The sequence below is a fragment of the Microbulbifer sp. TYP-18 genome, from assembly GCF_040932045.1.
Classification (GTDB): domain Bacteria; phylum Pseudomonadota; class Gammaproteobacteria; order Pseudomonadales; family Cellvibrionaceae; genus Microbulbifer.
This window is the reverse complement of record NZ_JBFRBC010000001.1, coordinates 97,121-122,043: the sequence shown is the minus strand read 5'-3', so window position 1 is coordinate 122,043 and position 24,923 is coordinate 97,121. Positions and strand designations below refer to the sequence as shown.

Genomic DNA, 24,923 nt, shown 5'->3' with positions numbered 1-24,923 from the left:
ATGCAGGGCAGCAGTAGCATAAAGACCTCAATCAGGCGGGCAACTGCCACTCATTGCGCAATTTACTCACATCCGCGCGCGGCGGCAGGCCGAACATACGGCTGTATTCGCGGCTGAAGTGGGAGGGACTCTCGTAGCCCACTCGGTAGCTGGCGGAGGCGGCCTCCAGGCCCTCGCTCAGCATCAGGCGCCGCGCTTCATTCAGGCGCAGTCTCTTCTGGAACTGTAAAGGCGACATACGAGTGATCTGCTTGAAACTGTGATACAGGGAGGATTCACTCATGTTGGCCTGTTCCGCCAGGTCGCTGATGCGCACCGACTCGGCAAAGCGATCCTTGAGTACCTCCACTACCCGTGACACACGGTTTGCCTGGCTATCCGCCATGGCGAACCTGCGCATATGCACCCCAATCTCTCCCATCAGGGCCCGATAGACAATCTCCCGCCGTACCAGGGGAGCCAGTATCCGGGCATCCCCGGGGTTTTCCACCAGATGCACCAGACGGGTCACCGCATCCAGTAAATCCTGGTTCATCTGGGCAACGGAGAAGCCACAGCTGACCTCATTGCAGTCAATGTCCGCTCCCAGGCCCGGGGCCTTGTCTCCCAGCTCCAGCACCAGATCCGCTACCTCTTTGGGATCGATGGTCATTCTCACTGCCAGAAACGGGGTCTCCTCGGACGCGAACTCCACCCTGCCCATGAGCGGCAGGTGTACCGAGGTCGCCACATAGCTGAGGGGCATATAGGTGGCCTCCCGGTCCCCCAGCCCCAGCGTCCTGCTGCCCTGGACAATAAAATTGAGTGACGGTGCAATGACCGAAGTGGTGCAGGTAGCCGGCCCATTGCTGCGGATCAGGATCAAACCGTCCACTTCGGTCTCGGTCCGTCCCGGCAGTGGAGCCTGCTGCAGCATTGTGCGGACCAGCTTTTGCCGGGCGGGTTCAAGCTCCGCGGGGACTGTCTCGGGTTTCACTCTGTCAAAGGCACTCATAAATCCCCCTGGCCCCCGCCAGTGGCCGGGTATCTTCAAACAAGGTAATGGGCGTGACTGTGGAGTTTTAGGCAATTTCTCCGTCCACTCGCAGAATTGGGCAATGGCTGCACGGGAATAGGCAAGTGCCATTTGGCCCAACCAGTCTGAGTAATTCCTTATACTAACCAAATTGTCATTAATGATAAAGCATTCATAAATTACCTTTGGTTACTTCTCGCAATGATCGCCTCCTTCATCCCAAAGGTCTGAATGCAAATAGAAATAGGCAATCAATCCACAGTTCCCGAATACCGCTCCAGACTCGCCCGCCCCTAGAGTTGTCCCCAAGTCAGGGAGGTGCAGATCCGCACAACCTCTCTTCCGCAGTCAAGGGAGTAAACGCCTTATGGTCAAGAAATTCGCAGCCACACTGTTCAGCTTCACTGCGCTGGCTTTGGCCGGCTGTAACGTCGGCGAACCGGCCGCACAGCTGCCGCCACCCCCAGCCGTGGAGGTGGCCCAGGTCAGTACTGAAGCCACAACCCTGTGGCGCAGCTTTACCGGCCGGGTGGCCGCGCCGGAGTCCGTACAGCTGCGACCGCGGGTCAGCGGCTATATCGACCAGGTGTCCTTTGCCGAAGGAGCGCTGGTGCAGCGCGGCGATGTGCTCTTTACCATCGACCCCCGCCCTTTTGAGGCCAGTCTGCGCGCTGCGGAAGCGGACCTGCAACGGGTGCGCAGTCAATTGTCTTTCAATACCAAGCAGGCTGAACGCGCCCAGCAGTTACTGGGCAGCAAGACTATCTCGCGGGAGGAATACGATCGCCGCGTGGCATCGCGGGATGCGGAGCGCGCCGCCCTGAAAGCCGCTGAAGCTGCAGTGGAAAAGGCGCGCCTGGATTTACAGTACACCCAGGTGAAGGCCCCCATCAGCGGCCGGATCGGCCGCGCAATGGTGACCCTGGGCAACCTGGCCAATGCCAACACAACCCTGTTGACCACCCTGGTTTCCGTCGACCCCATGTATGTCTATTTCGACAGTGACGAGCAGACTTTTGCGGAGAGCCGCCGTTTGCTCAGCGCCGATTCCACCCCCACAGTCCATATCGGACTTGCCGGTGAGGCGGGCTATCCGCACCAGGGCAAACTGGACTTCGTCGACAACCGCCTCAACAGCGATACCGGCACCATCCAGTTCCGCGCCGTGCTGCCCAACCCCGACGGCACCTTCAAACCGGGCCAGTTCGCGCGGGTGGAAATGCCCGTTGAAAAAGCAGACCAGGCTGTGCTGGTGGACAGCAAAGCCGTACTTACCGACCAGGACCGCCGCTACGTCTATGTGGTCACCCAGGACAATCTCACCGAACGCCGCCCGGTGGAGGTGGGCCCGCGCCAGGGTGAACGCACGCTGATCCGCAATGGCTTGCTGAGTGGCGAGAGAATCGTGGTCAACGGCCTGCAAAAGATTCGCGGCTCCGGTACACCCGTCACGCCAAAACTGGTCGCACCGCAAAACCTGGCGGAGATTGCCCAAGCTGCGCAGCGCTGAGTGCAAACTATGACGTTTGTGTCACCCAAGTCCGCTCGCGACGCTCAATCTTTGCAATCCAACAATGAAATTCCAGCGGCCAGTGCGCCGCACCCGGGGTAGCAGTCTATGAGTTTTTCCCGTTTCTTTATTGACCGACCCATCTTCGCCTCGGTGCTGTCGATCGTTATTTTTGTGGTGGGACTGATCAGCATTCCACTGTTGCCGGTGAGCGAGTACCCGGAGGTGGTGCCCCCCAGCGTGCAGGTGACCACAAGGTACCCGGGAGCCAACCCGAAAACTATTGCCGAGACTGTCGCCACGCCTTTGGAGGAAGCCATCAACGGTGTGGAGAACATGATCTACATGAAATCCGTGGCCGGCAGTGATGGCTCCCTGATCCTGAATGTGACCTTCAAACTGGGCACTGACCCGGACCTGGCCCAGGTGCGGGTGCAGAACCGCGTATCCCAGGCCCTGCCCCGCTTACCGGAGGATGTGCGCCGCCAGGGTGTGACCACGCAAAAACAGACCCCCAACCTGATGATGGCAGTGCACCTGAAGTCGCCGGACGACAGCCTGGACGCCACCTATATCCGCAACTATGCGGTACTGCATATCCGCGATGAGCTGTCGCGTATTCCCGGCGTAGGTTTGGCCGCCCTGTTCGGCTCCGGTGACTACGCCATGCGGCTGTGGGTAGACCCGCAAAAAGCCGCCGCCCTGGGCATAACCGCTGCAGATATCGTCAGCGCTGTGCAGGAGCAAAATGTGCAGGTGTCCGCCGGACAGATTGGCGCACAGCCCATGCCCGAGGGGGCCGACTTCCTGATTTCCATCAATGCCAAGGGCCGCCTGAAAAGCGAAGAAGAGTTTGGCAATGTTGTCTTGAAAACCGGTGCCAACGGAGAAATCACCCGCCTGCATGACATAGCGCGTGTAGAGCTGTCTGCCTCGGAAGATGCGTTGCGCGCCCTGCTGGACAGCCGCCAGGCGGTAGCCATCCCCATCTTTCAATCCCCCGGCTCCAACTCATTGGAAGTCTCCCGCGCCGTGCGCGACAAAATGGCGGAACTGGATGACCAGTTTCCCAAGGGCCTGGAATGGGAGGTGGTCTACGACCCGACCGTATTCATCAGCACTTCTATCAAATCGGTGATCAAAACCCTGCTGGAGGCGGTCCTGCTGGTGGTCCTGGTAGTGATCCTGTTCCTGCAGACCTGGCGCGCCTCCCTGATTCCACTGCTGGCGGTGCCGGTGTCCATAGTCGGCACTTTTGCGGGGCTGCTGGCCCTGGGTTTTTCCATCAACACTCTGACGCTGTTCGCCATGGTACTGGCCATTGGTATTGTTGTGGATGACGCCATTGTGGTGGTGGAAAACGTGGAGCGAAATATCGAGGAGGGCCTGACGCCACTGGCGGCCGCGCACCAGGCCATGCGCGAGGTGAGCGGCCCCATTGTTGCCATAGGACTGGTGCTCTGCGCGGTATTTGTCCCCATGGCATTCCTGGACGGCATCACTGGCCAGTTTTACCGCCAGTTTGCCACCACGATCGCCATCGCCACCATCATCTCCGCGGTCAACTCCCTAACCCTGTCCCCAGCCCTGGCCGCGACTTTGTTAAAACCCGCCGGCGCTGCACCGGATTTGCCCGCGCGCATTATAGAGCGGCTGTTCGGCTGGATTTTCCGCCCGTTCAATCGCTTCTTCCACCACAGCTCGGAGCGCTACCAGGGAGTGGTGGGGAAAAGTCTCAAGCGTCGCGGCCTGGTCTTTATCGTCTATCTGGCCCTGCTGGGAGGCACCTTCACCCTGTTCCAGGAAGTACCCGGCGGTTTTATTCCCACCCAGGACAAAACTTACCTGATCGGCAGTATCCGCCTGCCCGAGGGGGCCTCTCTGGACCGCACCGAAGCCGTGGCACGCCAGGTCAGTGCACTGGCGCTGGAAACCGATGGGGTGGCCCATGCTGCCGCTTTTGTTGGCTTTAATGTATTGCAGCGCACCAACACCCCCAATGTAGGCACAGTATTTATCCTGCTTGACGATTTCGAGGCGCGCAGCCGCAGTGCTCCGGAGATATCCGCCGAGTTGAACCATAAGTTATCGCAGATCAAAGAGGGGCTCGCCATCACCATTATGCCGCCGCCAATCTTCGGGCTGGGGGCCGGTTCCGGCTACTCCTTATACTTGCAGGACCGCAGCGGTGCCGGTTATGGCGAGCTGCAAAAAGCCACCCAGACACTGTCGGGGGCCCTGAGTCAGGTCACCGGCCTCAGCCATCCCTTCAGCTCCTACCAGGCCAATGTGCCCCAGTTGGATGCGGAAGTGGACCGGCTGCAAGCCAAGGCCCAGGGCGTGCGCCTGGGCGATCTGTTCGGCACCTTGCAGCTGTACTTCGGCTCCACCTATATCAACGACTTCAATCTGTTCGGTCGCACCTATCAGGTGGTGGCACAGGCGGACGCCCCGTTTCGCGACGAAGTGAAGGATCTGGACAACCTCTATACCCGCAACATCAATGGAGAAATGGTACCCATAAACACCATGGTGACCCTCCGCCAGAGCTACGGCCCGGACCCGGTACTCAGATACAACGGCTACCCCGCCGCGGACCTGCTGGGTCAGTCGAATCCCAAGGTGCTTTCCTCAGCCGAGGCACTGGCTACGGTGGAAAATGTCGCGGGCGAAGTTCTGCCCCCGGGCATGCACATAGAGTGGACCGATTTGAGCTTCCAACAGATCAACCAGAGCGACGCCGCTTTGGTAGTCTTCCCGCTCGCAGTACTGCTGGTATTCCTGGTGTTGGCCGCCCTGTACGAAAGCTGGGTCATGCCCCTGGCGGTAATCCTGATAGTGCCCATGTGCCTGCTGGCAGCACTCTTCGGTGTCTGGTTGACCGGCGGGGACAACAATGTATTCGTGCAAGTGGGCCTGGTAGTGTTGATGGGCCTGGCCTGTAAAAACGCGATTTTGATTGTGGAGTTCGCGCGGGACCTGGAACTGGCCGGCGAGGACACCGTGAAAGCGGCGCTGGATGCCTGCCGCCTGCGTCTGCGACCCATCATTATGACTTCGGTAGCCTTTATTGCCGGCGTAATCCCCCTGGTGCTGGCTCACGGCGCCGGTGCCGAGGTCCGCAATGCCATGGGCATCACAGTATTTACCGGCATGATCGGTGTGACCCTGTTCGGCCTGCTGCTCACTCCGGTATTTTATGTCGGCCTGCGCAAGCTTGCCGGTGGCAAAGTCTCCGCCCGCAAAGCACCGGAAAATTCCGAGTCTCTACCGTTGGAAGCCACATCGCGGCTGCAGGAAACCGCAAACACCTAACCCCATTGCCGCACCCGGCGCAGGAAACTGCGCCGGGTGCGGCTTTTTTACATAATTCTTTATTGCACCCCTGGCTCCAGCGCAGAATTTTCCACAGCCTTGTGTATCCTCTTCAGCGATCATCAACCACCCACTTCTCCTCGCCTATGCCACCATAAGTTGGCAATTGCCTTGTCCGCCAGGCTAGCGTTAATTGCGAAATTTACTATCCCGGCAACAGAAAAATGCCGGGATAATGTGGTACAAAGGTATGCCCACGCCGGACGGAAGCCGGCCCATGTCATTCCGCGTAATTGCGCAGGTTTTCGGGGGTGATAATTTTTCAACTTCTTCGCCCCCCTGACACATCACCGAAACCATCTCCTGTGCTTAGTGCTTGAGAGTGCCGAATTCCTGGAGAAAATACTCCAAGCTATTGATAGTTGGTTTTCCCAAAAGCGTTCAAATTTGAGGAAACTTTTAAAAGCAATAATTTACAGGGAACTCGGTAATGTTGAGAGGTCACGTCCAACTGCGCAGTCTGCATCCCTTGACGGCATAAAACAGGATAAAAAGGTAACAGGGCAGCGCTACCCAGTAAGCATTCACTATGCCGCCGCCGGCCTCGGCAATCCGACCAAAGGCCAGAGGTATCACCGCGCCGCCGGCGATGCCCATAATCAGCAAGGCAGAGCCCTGGGCGGTAAATCTGCCCAGGCCATCCAGGGCGAGCGGCCATATCGTCGGCCACACCAGCGCGTGGGCCAGCCCCATCAGCGCGACAAAAGTCACCGTATCTGGCACCACCGGAATAGCGGTCCATCCCCACAGGGCGCCGGCAATCGCCGAACTCTCCGCGGAACCAAAAAGTACACCGATGACGCAGAGACCACCGGCAATCGCCGAGCCCAGCAGGGCCTGTCGTTGGCTGATAAAGCGCGGAATGGCGAAGACGCCGACCAGGTAGCCCACCACCATAAACGCCATGGTGTAGGAGGTCAGCGACGCAAAGTTGGCCAGCCCAAGCCGCTCGCCGTAGAGGCCGATGGTATCGCCGGCGATCACCTCGACGCCCATGTAGGCAAACAGCGCCAGAGCGCCCAACACCAGCTGCGGAAACTGCCAAATCCCGGACTTGGGTTCTCCGTCCACCGGCGCTTCGTCTTCGATATCCGGCAACCGGGAAAATTTCACCAGCCCCACCAGCAGAAACAGCAGTACCGCCATAGCGGTATAGGGCGCAACCAGCCGGTTGGCCACCTCTTCCATTTTTGCCGTGCGATCGACTTCCGCCAGTTGCGCGACCGCCTCGGCGTTGAATTCCGTAAGACCAGACAATACCAGGGCGGTGAATACCAACGGCGCCAGCACGCCGGCACTCTTGTTGATAATTCCCATCACGGCAATGCGGGTGGCCGCACTCTCCGTTGGACCGACTTTCACCACATAGGGGTTTGCCGCAGTCTGCAGTATCGTCAGACCGGCCCCCAGACCGAACAGGCCCAACAGGAAAATCGCATAGCTGCCGGTCTGCGCCGCGGGAATAAACACCAGCGCCGCCACCGCCATGATGGCGAGACCTATGGCCATGCCATCACGGTAGCCGGTGCGGCGCAGGATAAAGGACATGGGCAGCGCCATAACCGTGTAGGCGATATAAAAGACAAAGGTCACGAAGAGCGCCTGGAAGTCGTTCAGGTCGCAGAGGATTTTCAGGAATGGAATCAGCGAACCATTCAGCCAGGTGACAAAGCCGAAGATAAAGAACAGCAGGCCGATAATCGCCATCGGCAGGAGGCTGTCCTTCGACTCGCTGGAGATATTTTCGAGAGAAACAGGGGTACTCATTGGCGCTCCCGCCTATATTTTTTTTGTAACCAGCCCCGGCTGCCGGAAAAGAATACAAAAGCCGGACGCGAAGGCCCCGATGGCGCGGGAAGTATGCGGCATATTTTACGGCCACGGATGTATTCACAGCGTGTCCCGCAAACTTCCAGCGTTAGCAGGGGTGCCCGGGCCTCCCTTACGGGCGCAGGGGGCGAAAAGTGCCCCATTTCAAGGGGCTTCTGATAGTCCCGGCGGCCCGGGACCTGAATCAGAAATTAGCGCTTACACCCAGGTTGACCAGGCGCCCGTAGCGCGCCAGGTGGCTGACCTGATCCGGGCGCAGTATGTAGCCCCAGTTGCGCTCATTGGTGATGTTGTTCACGCTGAGACTCACGTTGATGCTGTCGGTCCAGTCGTAGTCGGTGCTAAAGTCGAACTGGCCGTAGTCCGCATCCCAACTGGGGCCACCCCAGGCGTCGGGATTGGTCATCACCTTGCCGCGCCAGTTGTAGGCCAGCCGCGCCTGGAGGGCGTCGCCCTCGTAGTAGATTACGGCGTTGTAGGAGTTTTTCGGCATGCCCCGGAAAGGCAGGCCCGCGGCGCGGCGCTCGCGGTCATCGTACTCGCTGTCCACATAGGTGTAGTTCAGCTGTGTGCCGAAGCCGCCGAAAACACCCGGCAGAATGCCGGCGAAGGACTGTTGATAGGCCAGCTCGGTACCGCGTATCTCCGCGCCCTCTTCTCCGTTGATGGCGCTGTAGACGGCGAAGTTGCGGCCGTCGATGGTGCGTGTACCGTTGCGTCCCGACTCGATAAAAGACTCGATATCCTTGAGGAAGAAGGTACCGGTCACCGCGCCGTAGTCGGAGAAATACCATTCGAGGCCGGTATCGAACTGTGTCGCGCGCATCGGCTCCAGCCCGGGGTTGGAGCTGTACAGCTCGAACTCGCGCAGGTTCAAATAGCTGTAGGCCGTGAGGGAATCTATCTGCGGCCGGGTGATCACCTTGGCCGCGCTGAAACGGTAGATCAGGTTGTCGCGCAGGTTCCACTTGAAGTTCAGGCTCGGCAGCACATCCGTATAGGAATCCTCAAAGTCCTTCTGGCGCTGGTAATCGGAGACATCACCGACATACTGCAGCTCGCCGGGTTCATCCCCCGCCTCGAAGCGCACCGCGTCCACGTCCAGCGAGTAGCCGGAGCTGGTCACTGTGGTCTCTATGGCCCGCAGTCCCAGGTTCAGGGTGAAGGGTCGCTGCAACAGCTCGCTCTGCAGGTCGGCCTGCACATAGGCCGCCAGGGTGGATTCGCCTACGGTGAAGGAATCGTTGGGGCGGAACTGGGCCTTGACCAGATCGTTGGCGGCATCGGCGCTGATCGACTCATAGAAGGCGAACAGTTTATCGTAATCAAAGCTGGCCCAGGGCGCCGGGTGAGAGCCAGCTTCACCGTCGAGGAAATTGTCGAAACGCGGGGCCACCAGAACATCCGCCGGCAGGCGGAACAGATCGAAGCCGGCGATATTCTCCGCCGCCGACATATCCGGAGAATACTGCGGGTAGTTTTCGAACTGCTCGCCGGCATTGCTGAAGATGGATGCATTGACCGAACTGTAGGAATCCCGTTCCTTGGCCTGGTCGCCATAGTTGATGCCGAACTGCACCGAGGAGACGATGGAGTCCAGCGGCGCCCAGTCGCCGTCGAACTTGAACTCGGTCACCTTGTCCCGGATCTCGTTGCCGTAGTTGTAGCTGTAGTGGGCACCGAACGGAGAGTTGTGAGACAGGGCCGGGGTCATGGTGATATCCGGCAGCAGGTTGCCGCCGGACTGGTCGATGCGGATCTCGTCCACGAAGCCGCGCGCGACTACATAGCGGTTGTCGCCGTTGTTGGTGTTCGCCGATTCAGAGTGGGAGACATCCACGGCCAGGGTCAGGTTATCGCGGACATGCCAGGCCACATTGTTGCCGATCTGGAAGGTTTCGGTCCTGCGCGGGACCGAGGTATTCAGCAGCTCGGCCATGGCACCGTCGCTCAGGGTCAGCGCATTAACCAGGCCATCATCATCGAAGCCCAGGTCGGTGACATTGGGAATGCCCGGCGTCCAGCTCTCGTCATAGGTGACGAAGGAGATTTCGTACTGCTCGCCGTTGGTGTCGTAGGCGGAGTAGATACTGTCGAAAATCACTTCGACATCGCCCCGCGGTTGCCACTGCAATGCCAGGCTGGCGCCGATCCGCTCGCGGGTATCCTGCCAGTTGGTGTAGCGCACATAGCCGGGAATAATGGAGCCGTATTCGTTGTCCACCGCCGGATCGAATTCGCCGTTGCCGTCCACATCCTGGCGCACGGTGATCGAGTCCTCGCTGCCCCGGTTGTAGAAACCCTGGCCCTGGTAGGCGTCGGTGCGCAATGTGCGCTCCGAGTAGACCGCAGTCAGCAGCGCACCGAAGGTGCCGTCGGCAAAGGTGTTGCTAACCAGGAAGGAAGCCTGGGGATTCATCTCCTGGGTGCGATCTTCGTAGATGCCCTTGACCGACCCGGACACGGTCAGGCCGGAGAAATCCAGCGGGCGCCGGGTCTGGATATTGACCACTGAACCGATGCCGCCCTCCTGGGTTTTGGCCATCGGCGACTTGTATACCTCGACACCTTTCAAGAGTTCTGCGGCGATCAGGTCGTAGTTGAAATCGCGGCTGCTGTGCTCGGAGGCCATGCGGCGGCCGTTGATGGTAGTCACGTTGTAGTCGCCGCCCAGGCCGCGCACGGTGATATTCTGCCCCTCGCCGGCATTGCGGGTGATAGTGACACCGCTCATGCGCTGCAGCGCCTCGGCGATATTCTGGTCCGGGAACTTGCCGATATCCTCGGCCATAATGGCGTCCACCACATTGACCGAGTTTTTCTTGATATCCAGCGACGATTTGATGCTGCTGCGGATACCGTAGACCTGTACCTCTTCCACCACTTTATCCGATACCGGCTTCAGGTCGTCGGTTGTCAGCTCCGCTTCCGCCTCCTGCGCCATACCCTGCGATGCCAAGCCCAGAGCGCCGATTGCCAGGCTGAGGACGTGCTTTTTACTTTTAATCATGGTTCACCTTCCCTTTTATAGTTTTTAGGCGTGGTTTGGAAACTCGGCGGCCTTGTACGACCTGATGCATCGGGCGGGCGTGGGGCCCGCCGCGGTCAGCTGACAACGCCCAGCGGTATTCCCGTTTTCCAGGCGCCACGGGTAAAGTCAGGGAAGTCCACGCTGTCGCCGCGGTTTTTCACTGAGGCCTCGGACAGCGGGGTCACCGCGGACCAGGCGGCCGCATCGTAGACATCCTGGTCCAGAGGCAGGCCGTTGCGCAGGCAGTAGACCAGTCGCCAGAACATCAGGAAGTCCATGCCGCCGTGGCCGCCGTTGCGCTCGGCCACCTCACCCATACGGCGCCACAGCGGGTGGTCGTAGCGCTGGTACCAGTAATCCATGTCGTAGTCCCACTCGTGGAAGCTCTTGCGACCGCCCTCCTCCAAGGCGATGCGGTTGGGGAAGCCGGCAAAGACGCCGTTGGTACCCTGGATATGGTTGTGGCGGCTGTAGGGCCGCGGCGTGGTGGTGTCGTGCTGGACCATGATGGTCCTGCCCTTCACCGTCTTGATCAGACTGGTATTGATGTCACCGGCGATATAGTTGAGCCGGTTGCGCTGGTGATCCGCGGGAAACTCGCGCTCGGCATAGGCGGCGCGCCCCAGCGCCGGGCTGCTCATGGAGTTCATGTAATCGAAGCGGTCGCCGCGGTTGATGTTCATGTACTGGGCGATGGGCCCCAGGCCGTGGGTCGGATAGAGGTTGGCGTTGCGCAGTGCATGCCAGCGGGTGCGCCAGGAGCCGGTCTTGCGGTCGATCTCCTTCATCTGCCAACGCAGCTCGTGGATATAGGCGGCCTCGCCGTGCAGCAGGTCTCCGAGCAGGCCCTTGCGCACCATATTCAGGGCCATCAGCTCGTCGCGGCCGTAGCAGACATTCTCCAGCATCATGCAGTTTTTCTGGGTCTGCTCGGCGGTGTCTACCAGTAGCCAGGCCTCGTCGATGGTCAGCGCCGCCGGCACCTCCACCATGGCGTGCTTGCCGGCCAGCATGGTTTCCACGGCCATCGGCGTGTGCCAGCGCCAGGGGGTGGAGATGATGACGATATCGATATCGTCGCGTTCCAGCAGATCGCGGTAGGCGTGCTCATTCTCCCCGTAGGCCGCCGGGCGCGGCATTCCCCTGGCCGTGACTATATTGACGGCGCGATCCAGCACCTGCTGGTCGATATCACAGATACCCCTAATCTCAACTCCGTCGAGATTGCAGAAGTGCTTGACCGCACCGACGCCGCGCTGGCCAACGCCGATAAAACCGACCCGGACTGTCTCCATCGGCGGCACCACCAACCCCATCACCGACTTCTGGCCGGTCAGCGGAGACCCACCTATCACCCCTCCTCTATTAGTAGTAGTTGCGCAGCCGGCGGTGGCAGCGACGGTGGCCGCTGCCAGGCTCGCCTTGAGGAATTTGCGACGATCGATCGAACTCATTTTTATATTCACCCTTTGTCCAGACAGTCGGAATTCGCAGGCTTCCGACAATAACCAAGCGAAATCCGCCGTTCAACCAAAAAGTGCTTCAAAAACTTTCACTTTGCAGCTGAAAGAAATTAATCCGACACCTAAATTTTCTTGTAACTTCTTGAATAATAGTTATTTTCAAGAAATGAAAGTATCTGAAAAATAAAATGTAATTGAAAGAAAACAAAAGTTTCGTAGAATAACGACAGATTCCCCGTGAGAAAGAGCCGTGCCCACGAACACGATTGAGAGAAGACTCGACATCATCCAGACCGCCGCCGATGCCGGGCGCGTGCAGGTCTCGGAACTGGTAGAGAAGTACAGCGTCTCCGCGGTGACCATCCGCGGCGACCTCAACTACCTGCACAAGAAGGGACTGCTGGTGCGTACCCACGGCGGCGCCGTGGCCAGCAATCGGGTCACCCAGGAGCTGTCGGTGCAGGAAAAGGTCACCGAGCACCTGGACATCAAGCGCCGGCTGGCCGCGGCCGCGGCCAAGGAGATCCGCGAGCAGGACACCATCATCCTGGACTCGGGCACCACCACTGCCGAAATAGCCCGGCAACTGCGGGGTTTCGAGCGCCTGCTGGTCATGACCAATGGCCTCAATGTGGCCCAGCAGCTGCTCGACGCCGAGGGGATAGAGGTGCTGATGACCGGCGGCACCCTGCGCAAGAAGTCCCTCTCTTTCTACGGCCGCCCGGCCGAGGAGATGCTGCGCTGCTACCACTTCGACAAGGTATTTCTGGGAGTCGACGGCATCGACTTCCAGGGCGGCATCACCACCCACTTCGAGTACGAGGCCAACCTGAACCGGCTGATGTGCAAGGTGGCCCGCCAGGTAATCGCGGTCACCGACTCCTCCAAGTTCAACCGCTCCGGCGTGCACAAGATCTGCGATTTTGCCGACATCGACATACTGATCACCGACGCCGGCATACCCGACGCCTTTCACCAGGCAATCTCCGAGGCCGGTGTGAAGGTGGTGATGGCCGACTGAGTGCATTCAGAAAAAGTAACAACAAGGGATTCCCATGCTGCAAGATTTGATCACCGCCAATCTCAGCGGACAGCCGCGGGGCATCTACTCCGTCTGCTCCGCCCACGGCCTGGTGCTGGAGGCGGCCATGGAGCAGGCACTGGCGGACGACACGCCCCTACTGATCGAAGCCACCGCCAACCAGGTGAACCAGTTCGGCGGCTATACCGGCATGCGGCCGATGGACTTCTTCGACTATGTGATGACGCTGGCCGACGGGGTCGGGCTGGATTCTGCACGGCTACTGCTCGGCGGCGATCACCTGGGGCCCGTGTGCTGGCAGTCTGAGCCCGCCGGGACGGCCATGCAGAAGGCCCGCGACCTGATCGACGCCTATGTGGCCGCCGGCTTCAGCAAGATTCACCTGGACTGCAGCATGCCCTGCGCCGACGACCAGCTGCCGCTGGCGGACAAGCTTATCGCCGCCCGCGCCGCCGACCTGTGCCGCGTCGCCGAAGAGGCTGCCAGGCGCCGCGGCGACAAGAGCGAAATCGTCTATATCATCGGCACCGAAGTGCCGCCGCCCGGTGGCGCCAAAGAGGCCATTGTCGAGCTGGAAGTGACGGCCCCGTCCCAGGCGCGCAACACCATAGCGCTGCACCGCGCCGCCTTCGAAAAGCTGGAGCTGACGGAAGCCTGGCAGCGCGTGGTCGGTCTTGTGGTGCAGCCGGGGGTGGAGTTCGATCACACATCCGTCGTCGACTACCAGCCGGCCAGGGCGGAAAAGCTCAAGGCGCTGGCCGAAGAGGCGGGCGGCATCGCCTTCGAGGCCCACTCCACCGACTACCAGACCCTGCAAAGCTACCGGCAACTGGTGCGCGACCACTTCGCGATACTGAAAGTGGGCCCCCAACTGACTTTCGCCCTGCGCGAAGCCCTGTTTGCCCTCAGCCATATCGAGGAGGAGCTGCCCGGCATCGCGCAGAAATCCAACCTGCGCCATGTCTGCGAACAGCGTATGCGGGACCAACCCAAATACTGGCAGGCCTTCTACGAAGTGGCAGCGGAGCAGTTGCCGCTATACCGCCGCTACAGTTACAGCGACCGCATTCGCTATTACTGGCCCGACGAAGAAGTACAGCAAGCCAGCGCCCGACTGCTCCACAACCTGTCGGACAAACCGATTCCACTGCCGCTGGCCAGCCAGTACTTCCCGGAGGAATACCGGGAGATTCGCGAGGGCCGGCTCTCTAACGAACCGCGCGCGCTGGTGAAAGCGCGCATCCGCAAGGTCACCGCCACTTACGCCGAAGCCTGCTGGAAGCAGTAACAAAGGACCCGGACGATGTACGAGAATTTAGCGATCAACAAGGCCAAACTGCGCACACAAAACGGCGAGCACACAGCGCGGGAAATTGCTCAGCAACCGGATGTGTGGCTGGGCACGGCGGAACTGGTTCAGCAGCAGCGGGGGCAACTCGACAGCTGGCTCAAGCCCCTGCTCGAGCGGCGCGACCTGCGCATTATCCTTACCGGTGCGGGCACTTCCGCCTATGTGGGCGAAACCCTGGCGCCCTACCTGACCCGGGTTATGGAGCGCCGCGTCGAGGCGATCAGCACCACTGACCTGGTCAGCAACCCGCAGGGCTACCTGCTGCGGCAGCAGCCCACATTGCTGATCTCCTACGCCCGCTCCGGCAACAGCCCGGAGAGTGTCGGCGCCTACGACCTGGCCGATCGGTGTGTCGACGAATGCTATCACCTGGTCATCACCTGCAACCGCGACGGCAAGCTCGCCGCGCGCGCGCGCAGCGGACACAACAGCTATTCGCTGATGATGCTCGCAGAGACGCTCGACCAGAGTTTCGCCATGACCAGCAGTTTTACCGCCATGCTGGTCGGCACACTGGAAGTATTTGCTCCCGGCACGGGACAGGTGGAAACCCTGGCCGGAAACACCCGCACGCTTCTCGAAACCCGGCTCGACATGGTGCGCACACTGGCACAGCGGGACTTCCGGCGCGTGGTATTCCTCGGTTCCGGCGGCCTGAAGGGCATAGCAACGGAGGCCGCACTGAAGATGCTGGAACTGACGGCGGGCCAGGTGGACTGCAACGCGGAGAGCCCGCTCGGCTTCCGCCACGGCCCCAAGTCGATGCTCAACGAATCCACCCTGGTGCTGCTGCTGCAGAGCAACGACAGCTACTGCCGCGGCTACGACGACGACCTGCTCGAAGAACTGCGCCGCGATGGCACTACCGAGTGGATTTCCTGCCCGGCGGACCTGGTCGACACCCGCGGCCTCGAGGACGCTTGGCTGGCCCTCTACTACATCGTCTTCGCGCAGCTGCTGGCCTTCTACAAATCTCTCGCGCTGGGCATCACGCCGGACAACCCCTGCCCCACCGGCGAGGTCAACCGGGTAGTCCAGGGCGTAACCATATATCCATTTACCACGGGGAATAGGCGTTGATTTACGGCGTAGATATCGGCGGCACCAAGATAGAGTTTGCCTGCTTCGACGCAGACCTGAACAAACTCGAAAGCGAGCGGCTGGCCACACCTGTCGATGACTACGAGATGTTTATCGACACACTCGCCGGGCTGGTGGAGAACGCGGATCGCCGCCACCGCTGCAAGGGCAAAGTCGGCATCGGCATGCCGGGCCTGATCGACGCCGAGGGGCGCTCGCTGTCCGCCAATATCGCCTGCGCCAATGGCAAAAAAGTGGCGGAATCGCTGGCGGCGCGACTCGGGCACACGATAGTCATAGAGAACGACTGCCGCCTGTTCGCCCTGTCCGAATCCCGCGGCGGCGCGGGCCAGGGTTCCCGCCATGTGTACGGCGCCGTGCTCGGCACCGGCGCCGCCGGAGGCCTGGTGATCGAAGGCAGACTTTACCGAGGCCGCCAGGGTATCGCCGGCGAATACGGACACCATCCACTGCCGGCCGACCTGCGGAAAAAGTACCAGCTGCCGCTGCTTCGCTGCGGCTGCGGGTTGCTTGGATGTCTGGAAACCTATATCACCGGCCCGGGCCTGGCGACGCTGCACCGGCAGCTGTGGGGCGAGGAAATCGAAATACCGGCGCTGGTGCAGCGCTGGCGCGACGGAGATCCGCGGGCGCTGAATACCAAAGCTGTGCACCTGGACCTGTTGGGCGCGGCCTTCGCCAATCTGGTAATGGCGCACGACCCGGATATCTTCGTTCTCGGCGGCGGCCTGTCCCGCATACAGGAATTCTACCGGGATCTGCCCGGCGCCATAGAAAATCAACTCTTCCCCGGCTTCAGCGCCCCGCCAGTGGTGCCGCCTAAATTCGGTGATGCCAGCGGCGCCCGCGGCGCGGCCCTGCTCGCCCTTACCAGTGCTCCAGAACAAAAAATAGCTACGGATGAAAACTGACAACTTTTACCTCAGGGCCGCGCGCGCAATCACCGAGTCAGAGGACCTGGCCGATCACTGCCTGCGCATAGAGGACGGCCGTATCGCCGACATTACCGACACGCCCGGCGGCGAACTGCCGTTAATAGAACTGCCGGGCGCGACCCTGGCTCCCGGCATGATCGACCTGCATATCCACGGCCGCGAGGGCTGCGATGTGATGGATGCGGCTCCGGAAGCGCTGGATAGCATCTCCCGCTCCCTGGCCCGCCACGGCGTCACTGGCTTTCTCGCCACCACCGTGACCAGCAGCTGGGAAGAGACCCTGGCCGCGATGGACAACCTGGGCCGCGCCGCACTCACCACCCAGCCCGGTGCCCAGGTACTGGGCGGCTACAGTGAAGGCCTTTTCTTTGCCCCCAAACACAAGGGCGCACACAACGAGCACTACTTCCTAACCCCAAGCCGCGAGCGTATCGACACGCTGCTGAAGGCCGCCCACGGACAACTGAAAGTGCTGGCCCTGGCGCCCGAAGTCGAAGGGGCCATAGAGATAATCCCCTACCTGACAGAAAAAGGCGTAAAGGTGATGCTGGGCCACACAGACGCAGATTACGAGCAGACCGCCGCGGCACTGAGCACCGGCGCCTGCGGCGGCGTGCACGTATTCAACGGTATGCGCGGCATCCACCACCGCGACCCAGGATGCACCGGCGCCGTGCTGATGGAAGATGTCAATGTGGAGGTGATCGCCGACGGTGTGCACCTGCACCCGGCGATACTGCAGATGATCTGCAAATTAAAGGAACCGGGGAAAATCACTCTGATCAGCGACTGTATCAATGCCGGTGGCCTGGCAGACGGGCGTTACATGTTGGGGAAAATGGAGGTGGATCTGAAACAGGGTATCGCCAGGACCGACAGCGGCTCACTGGCCGGCAGCACCCTGACCCTGGAGAGGGCGGTGGCCAACCTGCACAGGCTGGCGGGTATCGACTTTCGCGATGCGGTGCATATGGCTAGCCTGTCACCGGCAAAGTTTCTGGGTATTGACGACCGCACCGGATCGATTGCCCGCGGTAAGGATGCGGATATCGCCGTGCTCGACAGTAACGGGAATGTGCGGGCGACGCTATATCGTGGCGAATTGATCTATGGCGACGAAAATATGCGAGGCCGGTTTACCAATCGGTTAAATACCCTGTAGGAGCGGCCCTTGGCCGGGATCGATGTCCGGGATATCGCTATTCAAGATCTCAGTGGCACCAGCGACGAATATCAGTGCCTGCACTGGGGTCATCTGGATTCCGTTGAAAAATTACTGACCAGGAAGACGCGGAGATTCCCAGCACCGCTTTCGGCGCCGATGGCAGTTGCCGCCAGAAAGCCTGGAGCGGCGACCGGACCCAGCAGCAGCTAGAAGATCTGCTCGCCGCACAGGGCCTCACCGCCCGACGCGACTAGGCCAGCCATGAGCATTTGGACAGAAGCGGCCTGACCCGTATGAGCGGGCGAATCTACGACCCAGCCCTGGGAAGGGTCCTGAGTCCGGACCCGATTGTGCAAGCGCTTACATACAAGCAGAGCTGGAGCTATGTTCTCGCGGGGATCTATGTTCGAGCGATGCACCAGTCAGCCCTCGGGCTGGTTTTTAGGCTGCGAAGAAATAGCTGTCTTCAAAGAGTATTTCCGCGTGTATACAGTTGGTACCAACGAGGAAGGCTTGGGCTTCAGTCATTAATTAGCGATGTCGGCTTCCCTTCAGGAATGACTTCACGCCGACGACATCGGCAGCAGAATTGAATCCACGGGGCTACGTGTCCCCGCCCGGCGCTGGCCGACCACGTGAGTGTATATCTCTGTAGTACGAAGATCGGCGTGTCCGAGTAACTCCTGTACTGTCCGGATATCACTGCCACTTTGCAGCAGGTTGGTGGCAAACGAATGCCCGAAAGTATGGGCTGTGACCCGCTTGGCTATTTGACTGGTGCCTACGGCGCGCCGCAGCTGCTTGGCGTAGGCAGTCCCGTGCAGGTGATGCCGGTAGACGTAACCATCCACCGGGTGGACGCAGCGTGTGCTGGAGGGGAACAAATACTGCCCGGCGAAATCTTTTAGAGCGCGGCCGTACTTCCGATTAAGCGCACTGTCCACGGAGGACCGGCCATAGCCTTCAGCAAGGTCTGCATCATGGCTGTCACGAACGACTGCAATCTGATTGCGCAATGGGGCAACCAATGAGGCAGGTAATAGCGTATAGCGGTCCTTACCACCTTTGCCCCGGAAGATGAAAATGGCGCGGTTCGCAAGGTCGATATCCTTGACCCTGGGCGTCAGTGCTTCCTGGATTCGAAAACCACACCCATACAACAGGGCAGTGAGTAGCCAATACTTTCCGCTAAGCTGTGCGAGAATCGCTTGTATCTCCTCAGGCGACAATACCGTGGGGAGATTTCTGGGCCGGCGCGCCTATCCGAACTTCAAGCCCTCAATCTCCCGCCCGATCACGTTACGGTACATGAAGACCAGGGTACAGAGAGCTTGGTTTTGCGTTGACGAACTTACCTCTCGGATGACGGCCAGGTGCGACAGAAAACGCTCGATTTCTGTATTGTGAAGGGTGTCAGGGTGCTGTTTGTCGTGAAAGTAAATGAACTGGCGAATCCAGTAGAGGTAGGTTTTTTCGGTTAGCAGACTGTAGTGGCGCGAGCGAAGCTCACAGCGGACTGACTCAAGAAATGGAGATCGGGACACGAGTTCATCTCATTGAATACTGTATTTATAGCCAGTTATAACGCAAGTTAACGCCATATCCCAGTAGCGGGTCTCATGAATACCGATATACCCGAGGCTCGAAAAGCCCGATTTATATTGGCTATCTGACTGATTTTATAGGATATTTGCAGAGATAACGGATGCTATAGAAGACCCCCCGGAGGTTTCATGAGTACCGAGGCTTGCTATTCGCGGCAGGCCGCGGCCACTACCAAGGTGTAACCTTATGATTTTTATAGGTTTTTCATTCGAGCAACACCGGCGAACTGGACGGTATAGACGGAATTCCGCCCAATAAACTGTTAACTGTCATGAGAATCATGAGCAATAGATCACTAATAATAATTCTTACATGTTTTATGTTGGCCGGTTGTCCTCCTGCATCCTGGCATATTCAGTCAGACGCTGATCCAACCTTTGCAGTATCGGATACCTGCATTAGGTCGGCCACTAATTTTGAAGGCGTAATGGGTATCGTAAAACTAGATTTTGATCGAGCTGATGATAACTTTGAGCGGTTTCTCATAGAGACCGAATATGGCGTTGCAAATCTCGATCTCGAATTCAAGAACAATGGCATTCCAGTTGTACACTTATACCTTCATGGCGGTGGTGTTAATCCACGCTCAAAAGCACAAGAAGGTGGCAAACAATTTCTAAACAAACTAATTCAACATATACAGCAGTCATGCGCGAGTCACAGTTAACAAGGCCAAGCAGCATCGCCCCTTCGGGGCTGGACAGCTTTTCCGCAGCTTCGCTGCTCCAAATCTGCCGCTGTTTGCGGCGTTAGAGCAACTATGAAGTTTGTCGCACTGTTCATAATTACAATGCTGCCAGGAATATCAATGGCACTGTCTATTGCCAGTCCATGTACCAAACACTGGCCGAAAGATACGCCTACAGGAAAGATTCAGTTGAAATACAGAATCTCTGAATCCTGTGAGCCAAAGGATGTAAAGTTTATTGTAAGTGAGCCCAATGGTGAGTTTAATGACTTCGCCATGTGCCATATAAAAAGAGTGTTTCCATATTGGGACCCTAGTGAGCTGATGGAAACTATCACCATGGAAGAGTATGAGAAACGTATCGAAGAGGCACGGCGTGCAGAGCCCGACAAATACCATCATAGAACTATTCATGTAGTAGATTCCTCGGGAAGCCAAGTCGCTTTAACCTGTTACTTTAACAAAGAGTGGTCGGTTACCGGTCATTCCGCCAGGTATGGAGAAACTGTAAAGTCAGTAAATTCTAATTATGTCGAGTCATTGCCAGAGCAAAGTTTTGAATCTACTTTCGAGTCCGAGCTCTAACAAGTCAATCAATGTCGCCCCTACGGGGCTGGACCTCCGCACTGCGTGCTCCAGCCCATTATTGAGGCGTTAGGCATTTAGAGGAGATCACAGCATCAAGCTAATAATCATCATCGCTCTAGTTCTTTTAACTTCTTGCTCTTCGACTCTGATACAGCATGACTACCAGTCTACGGACGATGTAGATAGAGACGCTTATCTTCAAGAATCGAAAGAAAAAGGTGTCGTATTAGTATCGACAAGCGGTAGTCGTGCGTGGGGCTGCGGAACTTATGAGAATGCAGAACTACGGAGCATAGGATTCGATCTAGAACCATCGTCCAAAGCTGAGGGTAGCCCTCCGGACTTAGTAATAAATAGCACGCCAGATGAGCATTTAAACTATGCCTTTCTATTAGAGCCTGGTACGTATGGTTTAAGTTACATCAGCATTAAAGCAGCGCGCTCCATATCTGACGTAGGTTATATCAACGCCAAGAGATCTGAACTCATGGATGGTCCTAATTCCAAGGGTGGTACATTCACTGTAAACGCAGGCGAATCTGTATATATTGGCCACTTTGCCCTTGATTGTGCCTACGGCCCAACATTATGGCGCTTCTATCTCGAAGACAAAGAATCTTTCGAGAGCTATGTAAGCGAGTATGAAGCGGCTTATCCATACCTGGATCTAGATAATGCTGAGCATCGTCTTTTTACAACCAAGGAATTTGGGCATGATTTTACGCTACCGTAAGCAATACCTAACAAGGCGCTCAAGCGGGACAAAGTGCTGCGCACTTCGCCCCTTAGCTGAGCGTTAACTGTCATGAGAATCATGAGCAATAGATCACTAATAATAATTCTTACATGTTTTATGTTGGCCGGTTGTCCTCCTGCATCCTGGCATATTCAGTCAGACGCTGATCCAACCTTTGCAGTATCGGATACCTGCATTAGGTCGGCCACTAATTTTGAAGGCGTAATGGGTATCGTAAAACTAGATTTTGATCGAGCTGATGATAACTTTGAGCGGTTTCTCATAGAGACCGAATATGGCGTTGCAAATCTCGATCTCGAATTCAAGAACAATGGCATTCCAGTTGTACACTTATACCTTCATGGCGGTGGTGTTAATCCACGCTCAAAAGCACAAGAAGGTGGCAAACAATTTCTAAACAAACTAATTCAACATATACAGCAGTCATGCGCGAGTCACAGTTAACAAGGTCAAGCAGCATCGCCCCTTCGGGGCTGGACAGCTTTTCCGCAGCTTCGCTGCTCCAAATCTGCCGCTGTTTGCGGCGTTATGAGCACTAGCATGGCAAGACGAATAAAACTTTCAGCGCTAATGACACTACTCGCAATAGTGTTAAGTGGTTGCCCTCGAATAGCAGAGATAGATATCTATAACAATACTGGTGTATCAATATCTTTAAATAGCGGGGGAAGTATCACTCATATTTCCCCTGGCGAAGTAAAAGTTATTTCATTTGCCTCAAATAGTTTGGTTGTTAGTTCCGAAATCGGAGAATGGAAATACAGCCGAGATTTGATTCCCTATGGCGGCGAAGATGGCGAGTACTTCGACGGCACTGTATATTTGCAAATCAATGAAAGTGGCCAAGTCTTTGCTACTAGAGAACAAGATAAAAGGCCACAATCTGAATTTGGGGCACAGCCAGAGGGTTTTCCAATTGAACCAAGCTCATAACAAGAAAAGGCAGCATCGCCCTACGGGCTCGACGCGCTAACGCGCGCCGCTGCTTTGGGCGTTATGCGTAGGACTAATGGAACGACTAGATAAACCGTCAAGTTTCTTTGGGTGGACTGCAATTCTCGTTGGTGTATTGTTTCTATCATTGAGTATTTATTAGCTGGCGGATTTTCCTTCATCTCGCTGGCAGTCGGTTTGAAATCACTGTTAAGCACCTGAATCTTCAGACACGATACGTGCCAACTTTTGAGTTTCCCCCTCATTAAACGTAACGTAACCAACAGGAATATCTGTGTCTAGTTGTGAAATTATGTACTCTGCACTTTCTGAACCAAAACCACCACAAAGCTCAATGACCTGCATACCACGCTCAATCATTCCTCTAGCAGCTAAAACAGCGTCATCATCATTGCTTACACCGATAATTTCTGTGAAAAAATCTGCTGTATCCATAACCGTTTTGGGGTGATGATAATCATAGCTTTTAGCCTTGACAATGAACCCGTACTGTCTAATCACGATACCTCCCGATAAACCAGCCCTTGTTTGATATTGATCGCCCACAACGAGGAAAGGGACCGGACTTTAGCAGCAAAGCCGCGGAGCGAAGACCCTGCTCCCAGAGGCGCCTTTGCATGTACTGTTACAAGACTGTTAATTTTCATGCCAACCAACAAAGAATAGCAACACCACAAAGCCCAATCCAACCAGGATGCCTGGCTTTGGTTGCTATAAAAACCAGCAAACCCGAAGCGAACATTGATGCTGAAATATACTGAACAAACAGTGCTGAGCCCGAAAAATCGTTGTTTGCGATACTGATAAGCATGGCGCCAGCAACCCATCCAAAAATGCTTGCAATATGCCACGTGGCCCACAATATACGAATATTTCCTTCACCAAGTAGTCCGCTTGTGACAGCGGGAACAATGCCCCCATCTCTGACTTTTTTGAAAATTAGAAGCTCACCAAAAATTGAATGGATTAGGCCTACGAAAATGGAAAGCAACCCTGCTGCAAGCAACAGTATATTCACACAGCTCTCTCCGTGATACACAGTATTTATCTAGTAATCAGCATTATCCCAGTTACCACTTTCAGAACAATACTGCGTCAACTTGTGACTATCCTTATTAAGCCATGCAGCTACCCGTTTTGGGCACATATCAGTAAGGCAGGAGGGGGCATTCTTTCCTTCCGACCCGCTATTAATACACAAGCTTTCCACTTGCCAAGCAAATAAAAATAAGACGCGTTACCATCTGGCAATTGCCGCTCGCTCAGCCCCCACCAACAGCAGTAAATCAACTACGCTGAACATCGGAAGCCAATATCCGGGCACTGGTGCAGTATCTCCATAACTCCCTGAGGGATTGTCATTCAAGTCTCGATACAAATGGAGTCTGTACAATCGCCGGAGACCCAATTGGCTCCCCCCATTTCCGCAGACGAGGCCTTGAACCAATGAATCGATATGCAAGCAAAATCCCCCGGCGCAAATTCTTAAAGCTCACCGGTTGCTCCCTGGCCCTGCTCCCAGTCGCCATTATCGCCAGCAGCCGCGACACGCTCGCGCAGGGCAAGGCCAGTAAAGAGGCAGTGCAGTACCAGGAAACTCCCAAAAACGGGCAAAAATGCAAAGACTGCCAGTTCTGGACAGAGCCGAATGGCTGTCAGGTGGTCGAGGGTGAAATCTCCCCGGAGGGCTGGTGCAGTTTGTTTGTGGTCAAACAGGGGTGACTGTCACCATAATCCTCCGATCCAGGACTACACGCGGATTGGGCCACGCCAGGGCGGGTTGCAGCTCTGAGGTGTTCGCAATGGCCACCGCCGGGGAGAAGACCCCAGTTGGATGTAGTGCGGCAACTTATTCAGCTGCCCAATTAAGAGCGGCTACTTCAGCGGCTCAGCAGGAGTCTCCGGCGGTAGCTCCACCACTTCCGCGTAGGTATAGCCCTGCATGCACCATTCGCCATTGTCCAGTTGATAGCAAATGGCGTCAGCCAGGGCGTCGCAGTCAGCAAAATCCACTGCCAGTATGTCGCTGCCAATACACTGGCGTGGAAATGCCGGCTGCAATTCCCAAGGCAGATCGCGGTTGCTGTAGGTGTAGTATTGGGGCGTACCGCGAATGTCGTCCCAAACGCCGTCAGGACCTGCGCACCCCGCCACTGCGACCGCAGCCGTCAACAGTCGCAGACAGCTGGCCCTACTCTGCATAGATAATGCACCGGCGGCCACCGGACACCTCGAAGCACTGGGCAGTCGGCGGACAAATAGAACCCGGTGCCAGCTCTTCCGCATTACTGGGGCAGCCGGCGGCACTGCTTCGCCCTCCCCGGGTCGACTGTACCCGGGGTGGTGGCGGTGCCTCATTGCGATAGCTGGCACTGCGCGGCAGCGGCTTGCTGTAAGGATAAATCACATCATCGCGGGTATCTGCCACGCCGCAACCGGCCAGAATTATCGCGGTCGCCAATGCGGCAGCTATCGGTATCAATTTCAACATCTTGCACCTGTCGCCGTATCGT

20 protein-coding genes and 1 pseudogene are annotated in these 24,923 nt (G+C 57.3%); 11 read left to right on the top strand and 10 right to left on the bottom strand.

Going from position 1 to position 24,923, the window contains the following annotated elements:
* Nucleotides 1-31: 31 nt before the first annotated feature.
* A complete protein-coding gene (locus ABVT36_RS00400; RefSeq protein WP_368454769.1) occupies nt 32-994 on the bottom strand; it encodes an AraC family transcriptional regulator N-terminal domain-containing protein in 963 nt (320 codons plus the stop codon).
* Nucleotides 995-1,382: 388 nt separating this feature from the next.
* Here ABVT36_RS00400 and ABVT36_RS00395 point away from each other — a divergent pair, with 388 nt between their 5' ends.
* Both ABVT36_RS00395 and ABVT36_RS00390 read left to right on the top strand, forming a co-directional pair.
* Nucleotides 1,383-2,525: an efflux RND transporter periplasmic adaptor subunit gene (locus ABVT36_RS00395; protein WP_368454768.1), complete on the top strand. Its 1,143-nt coding sequence runs from the start codon at nt 1,383-1,385 to the stop codon at nt 2,523-2,525.
* A 108-nt stretch (nt 2,526-2,633) separates the two neighbouring features.
* Nucleotides 2,634-5,840: an efflux RND transporter permease subunit gene (locus tag ABVT36_RS00390; RefSeq protein ID WP_368454767.1), complete on the top strand. Its 3,207-nt coding sequence runs from the start codon at nt 2,634-2,636 to the stop codon at nt 5,838-5,840.
* Nucleotides 5,841-6,341: 501 nt separating this feature from the next.
* On the opposite strand, the gene ABVT36_RS00385 is transcribed toward ABVT36_RS00390, so the two are convergent.
* The 3 genes from ABVT36_RS00385 to ABVT36_RS00375 form a co-directional block, all read right to left on the bottom strand.
* A complete protein-coding gene (locus tag ABVT36_RS00385; protein WP_368454766.1) occupies nt 6,342-7,667 on the bottom strand; it encodes a sugar MFS transporter in 1,326 nt (441 codons plus the stop codon).
* 247 nt (nt 7,668-7,914) lie between these two features.
* Nucleotides 7,915-10,740, bottom strand: coding sequence for a TonB-dependent receptor (locus tag ABVT36_RS00380; protein ID WP_368454765.1), 2,826 nt, complete (start codon nt 10,738-10,740; stop codon nt 7,915-7,917).
* Between the two features lie 95 nt (nt 10,741-10,835).
* Nucleotides 10,836-12,215: a Gfo/Idh/MocA family protein gene (locus tag ABVT36_RS00375; RefSeq protein ID WP_368454763.1), complete on the bottom strand. Its 1,380-nt coding sequence runs from the start codon at nt 12,213-12,215 to the stop codon at nt 10,836-10,838.
* A 259-nt stretch (nt 12,216-12,474) separates the two neighbouring features.
* Here ABVT36_RS00375 and agaR point away from each other — a divergent pair, with 259 nt between their 5' ends.
* The 5 genes from agaR to nagA are packed head-to-tail and all read left to right on the top strand — an operon-like array spanning nt 12,475 to nt 17,815.
* Nucleotides 12,475-13,245: a transcriptional repressor AgaR gene (agaR, locus tag ABVT36_RS00370; protein ID WP_368454762.1), complete on the top strand. Its 771-nt coding sequence runs from the start codon at nt 12,475-12,477 to the stop codon at nt 13,243-13,245.
* Nucleotides 13,246-13,279: 34 nt separating this feature from the next.
* The gene (locus ABVT36_RS00365; protein ID WP_368454761.1) at nt 13,280-14,554 is read left to right on the top strand and encodes a D-tagatose-bisphosphate aldolase, class II, non-catalytic subunit; all 1,275 of its coding nucleotides are present in this window, start codon (nt 13,280-13,282) and stop codon (nt 14,552-14,554) included.
* A 15-nt stretch (nt 14,555-14,569) separates the two neighbouring features.
* On the top strand, nt 14,570-15,697 hold the full coding sequence (locus tag ABVT36_RS00360) for an SIS domain-containing protein (protein WP_368454760.1): 1,128 nt from the start codon (nt 14,570-14,572) through the stop codon (nt 15,695-15,697).
* A complete protein-coding gene (locus tag ABVT36_RS00355) occupies nt 15,694-16,629 on the top strand; it encodes an ROK family protein (RefSeq protein ID WP_368454759.1) in 936 nt (311 codons plus the stop codon). Before ABVT36_RS00360 ends, ABVT36_RS00355 begins: the two co-directional genes overlap by 4 nt.
* Nucleotides 16,619-17,815 (top strand): N-acetylglucosamine-6-phosphate deacetylase, encoded by a 1,197-nt coding sequence (gene nagA / locus ABVT36_RS00350; protein WP_368454758.1) that lies wholly within the window; start codon nt 16,619-16,621, stop codon nt 17,813-17,815. Before ABVT36_RS00355 ends, nagA begins: the two co-directional genes overlap by 11 nt.
* 566 nt (nt 17,816-18,381) lie before the next feature.
* Here the strand turns inward: nagA and ABVT36_RS00345 are convergent.
* Nucleotides 18,382-19,065 (bottom strand): annotated as a pseudogene (locus ABVT36_RS00345) (integron integrase); the annotation flags it as partial.
* Nucleotides 19,066-19,077: 12 nt separating this feature from the next.
* Nucleotides 19,078-19,362 carry a phage integrase N-terminal SAM-like domain-containing protein gene (locus ABVT36_RS00340; protein ID WP_368454757.1) on the bottom strand — a complete coding sequence of 95 codons (285 nt, stop codon included), beginning with the start codon at nt 19,360-19,362 and terminating at the stop codon, nt 19,078-19,080.
* Between the two features lie 821 nt (nt 19,363-20,183).
* On the opposite strand from ABVT36_RS00340, the gene ABVT36_RS00335 reads away from it, so the two are divergent.
* The 3 genes from ABVT36_RS00335 (at nt 20,184) to ABVT36_RS00325 (ending at nt 22,389) form a co-directional block, all read left to right on the top strand.
* Entirely contained in the window at nt 20,184-20,696 is a 513-nt protein-coding gene (locus ABVT36_RS00335) for a hypothetical protein (RefSeq protein WP_368454756.1), read from the top strand.
* A 490-nt stretch (nt 20,697-21,186) separates the two neighbouring features.
* Nucleotides 21,187-21,432 carry a hypothetical protein gene (locus ABVT36_RS00330; RefSeq protein WP_368454755.1) on the top strand — a complete coding sequence of 82 codons (246 nt, stop codon included), beginning with the start codon at nt 21,187-21,189 and terminating at the stop codon, nt 21,430-21,432.
* Nucleotides 21,433-21,996: 564 nt separating this feature from the next.
* Entirely contained in the window at nt 21,997-22,389 is a 393-nt protein-coding gene (locus tag ABVT36_RS00325; RefSeq protein ID WP_368454754.1) for a hypothetical protein, read from the top strand.
* Nucleotides 22,390-22,599: 210 nt separating this feature from the next.
* On the opposite strand, the gene ABVT36_RS00320 is transcribed toward ABVT36_RS00325, so the two are convergent.
* Nucleotides 22,600-22,911: a DUF6506 family protein gene (locus ABVT36_RS00320; RefSeq protein WP_368454753.1), complete on the bottom strand. Its 312-nt coding sequence runs from the start codon at nt 22,909-22,911 to the stop codon at nt 22,600-22,602.
* A gap of 142 nt (nt 22,912-23,053) precedes the next feature.
* Nucleotides 23,054-23,428 (bottom strand): hypothetical protein, encoded by a 375-nt coding sequence (locus tag ABVT36_RS00315; RefSeq protein WP_368454752.1) that lies wholly within the window; start codon nt 23,426-23,428, stop codon nt 23,054-23,056.
* A 428-nt stretch (nt 23,429-23,856) separates the two neighbouring features.
* Between ABVT36_RS00315 and ABVT36_RS00310 the strand changes: the two genes are divergently transcribed.
* Entirely contained in the window at nt 23,857-24,132 is a 276-nt protein-coding gene (locus ABVT36_RS00310; protein WP_368454751.1) for a high-potential iron-sulfur protein, read from the top strand.
* A gap of 153 nt (nt 24,133-24,285) precedes the next feature.
* Here ABVT36_RS00310 and ABVT36_RS00305 read toward each other — a convergent pair whose 3' ends face one another.
* Nucleotides 24,286-24,612 (bottom strand): hypothetical protein, encoded by a 327-nt coding sequence (locus tag ABVT36_RS00305; protein WP_368454750.1) that lies wholly within the window; start codon nt 24,610-24,612, stop codon nt 24,286-24,288.
* Nucleotides 24,602-24,901 carry a hypothetical protein gene (locus ABVT36_RS00300; protein WP_367152206.1) on the bottom strand — a complete coding sequence of 100 codons (300 nt, stop codon included), beginning with the start codon at nt 24,899-24,901 and terminating at the stop codon, nt 24,602-24,604. The genes ABVT36_RS00305 and ABVT36_RS00300 overlap by 11 nt, the downstream gene beginning before the upstream one ends.
* Nucleotides 24,902-24,923 lie beyond the last annotated feature (22 nt).

What these genes read in the sequence shown, in the direction of transcription:
- ABVT36_RS00400 (WP_368454769.1), bottom strand. Translation starts at nt 994, where the DNA reads ATGAGTGCCTTTGACAGAGTGAAACCCGAGACAGTCCCCGCGGAGCTT.
- ABVT36_RS00395 (WP_368454768.1), top strand. Translation starts at nt 1,383, where the DNA reads ATGGTCAAGAAATTCGCAGCCACACTGTTCAGCTTCACTGCGCTGGCT.
- ABVT36_RS00390 (WP_368454767.1), top strand. Translation starts at nt 2,634, where the DNA reads ATGAGTTTTTCCCGTTTCTTTATTGACCGACCCATCTTCGCCTCGGTG.
- ABVT36_RS00385 (WP_368454766.1), bottom strand. Translation starts at nt 7,667, where the DNA reads ATGAGTACCCCTGTTTCTCTCGAAAATATCTCCAGCGAGTCGAAGGAC.
- ABVT36_RS00380 (WP_368454765.1), bottom strand. Translation starts at nt 10,740, where the DNA reads ATGATTAAAAGTAAAAAGCACGTCCTCAGCCTGGCAATCGGCGCTCTG.
- ABVT36_RS00375 (WP_368454763.1), bottom strand. Translation starts at nt 12,215, where the DNA reads ATGAGTTCGATCGATCGTCGCAAATTCCTCAAGGCGAGCCTGGCAGCG.
- ABVT36_RS00365 (WP_368454761.1), top strand. Translation starts at nt 13,280, where the DNA reads ATGCTGCAAGATTTGATCACCGCCAATCTCAGCGGACAGCCGCGGGGC.
- ABVT36_RS00360 (WP_368454760.1), top strand. Translation starts at nt 14,570, where the DNA reads ATGTACGAGAATTTAGCGATCAACAAGGCCAAACTGCGCACACAAAAC.
- nagA (WP_368454758.1), top strand. Translation starts at nt 16,619, where the DNA reads ATGAAAACTGACAACTTTTACCTCAGGGCCGCGCGCGCAATCACCGAG.
- ABVT36_RS00335 (WP_368454756.1), top strand. Translation starts at nt 20,184, where the DNA reads ATGAAGTTTGTCGCACTGTTCATAATTACAATGCTGCCAGGAATATCA.
- ABVT36_RS00330 (WP_368454755.1), top strand. Translation starts at nt 21,187, where the DNA reads ATGGATGGTCCTAATTCCAAGGGTGGTACATTCACTGTAAACGCAGGC.
- ABVT36_RS00325 (WP_368454754.1), top strand. Translation starts at nt 21,997, where the DNA reads ATGGCAAGACGAATAAAACTTTCAGCGCTAATGACACTACTCGCAATA.
- ABVT36_RS00310 (WP_368454751.1), top strand. Translation starts at nt 23,857, where the DNA reads ATGAATCGATATGCAAGCAAAATCCCCCGGCGCAAATTCTTAAAGCTC.
- ABVT36_RS00305 (WP_368454750.1), bottom strand. Translation starts at nt 24,612, where the DNA reads ATGCAGAGTAGGGCCAGCTGTCTGCGACTGTTGACGGCTGCGGTCGCA.
- ABVT36_RS00300 (WP_367152206.1), bottom strand. Translation starts at nt 24,901, where the DNA reads ATGTTGAAATTGATACCGATAGCTGCCGCATTGGCGACCGCGATAATT.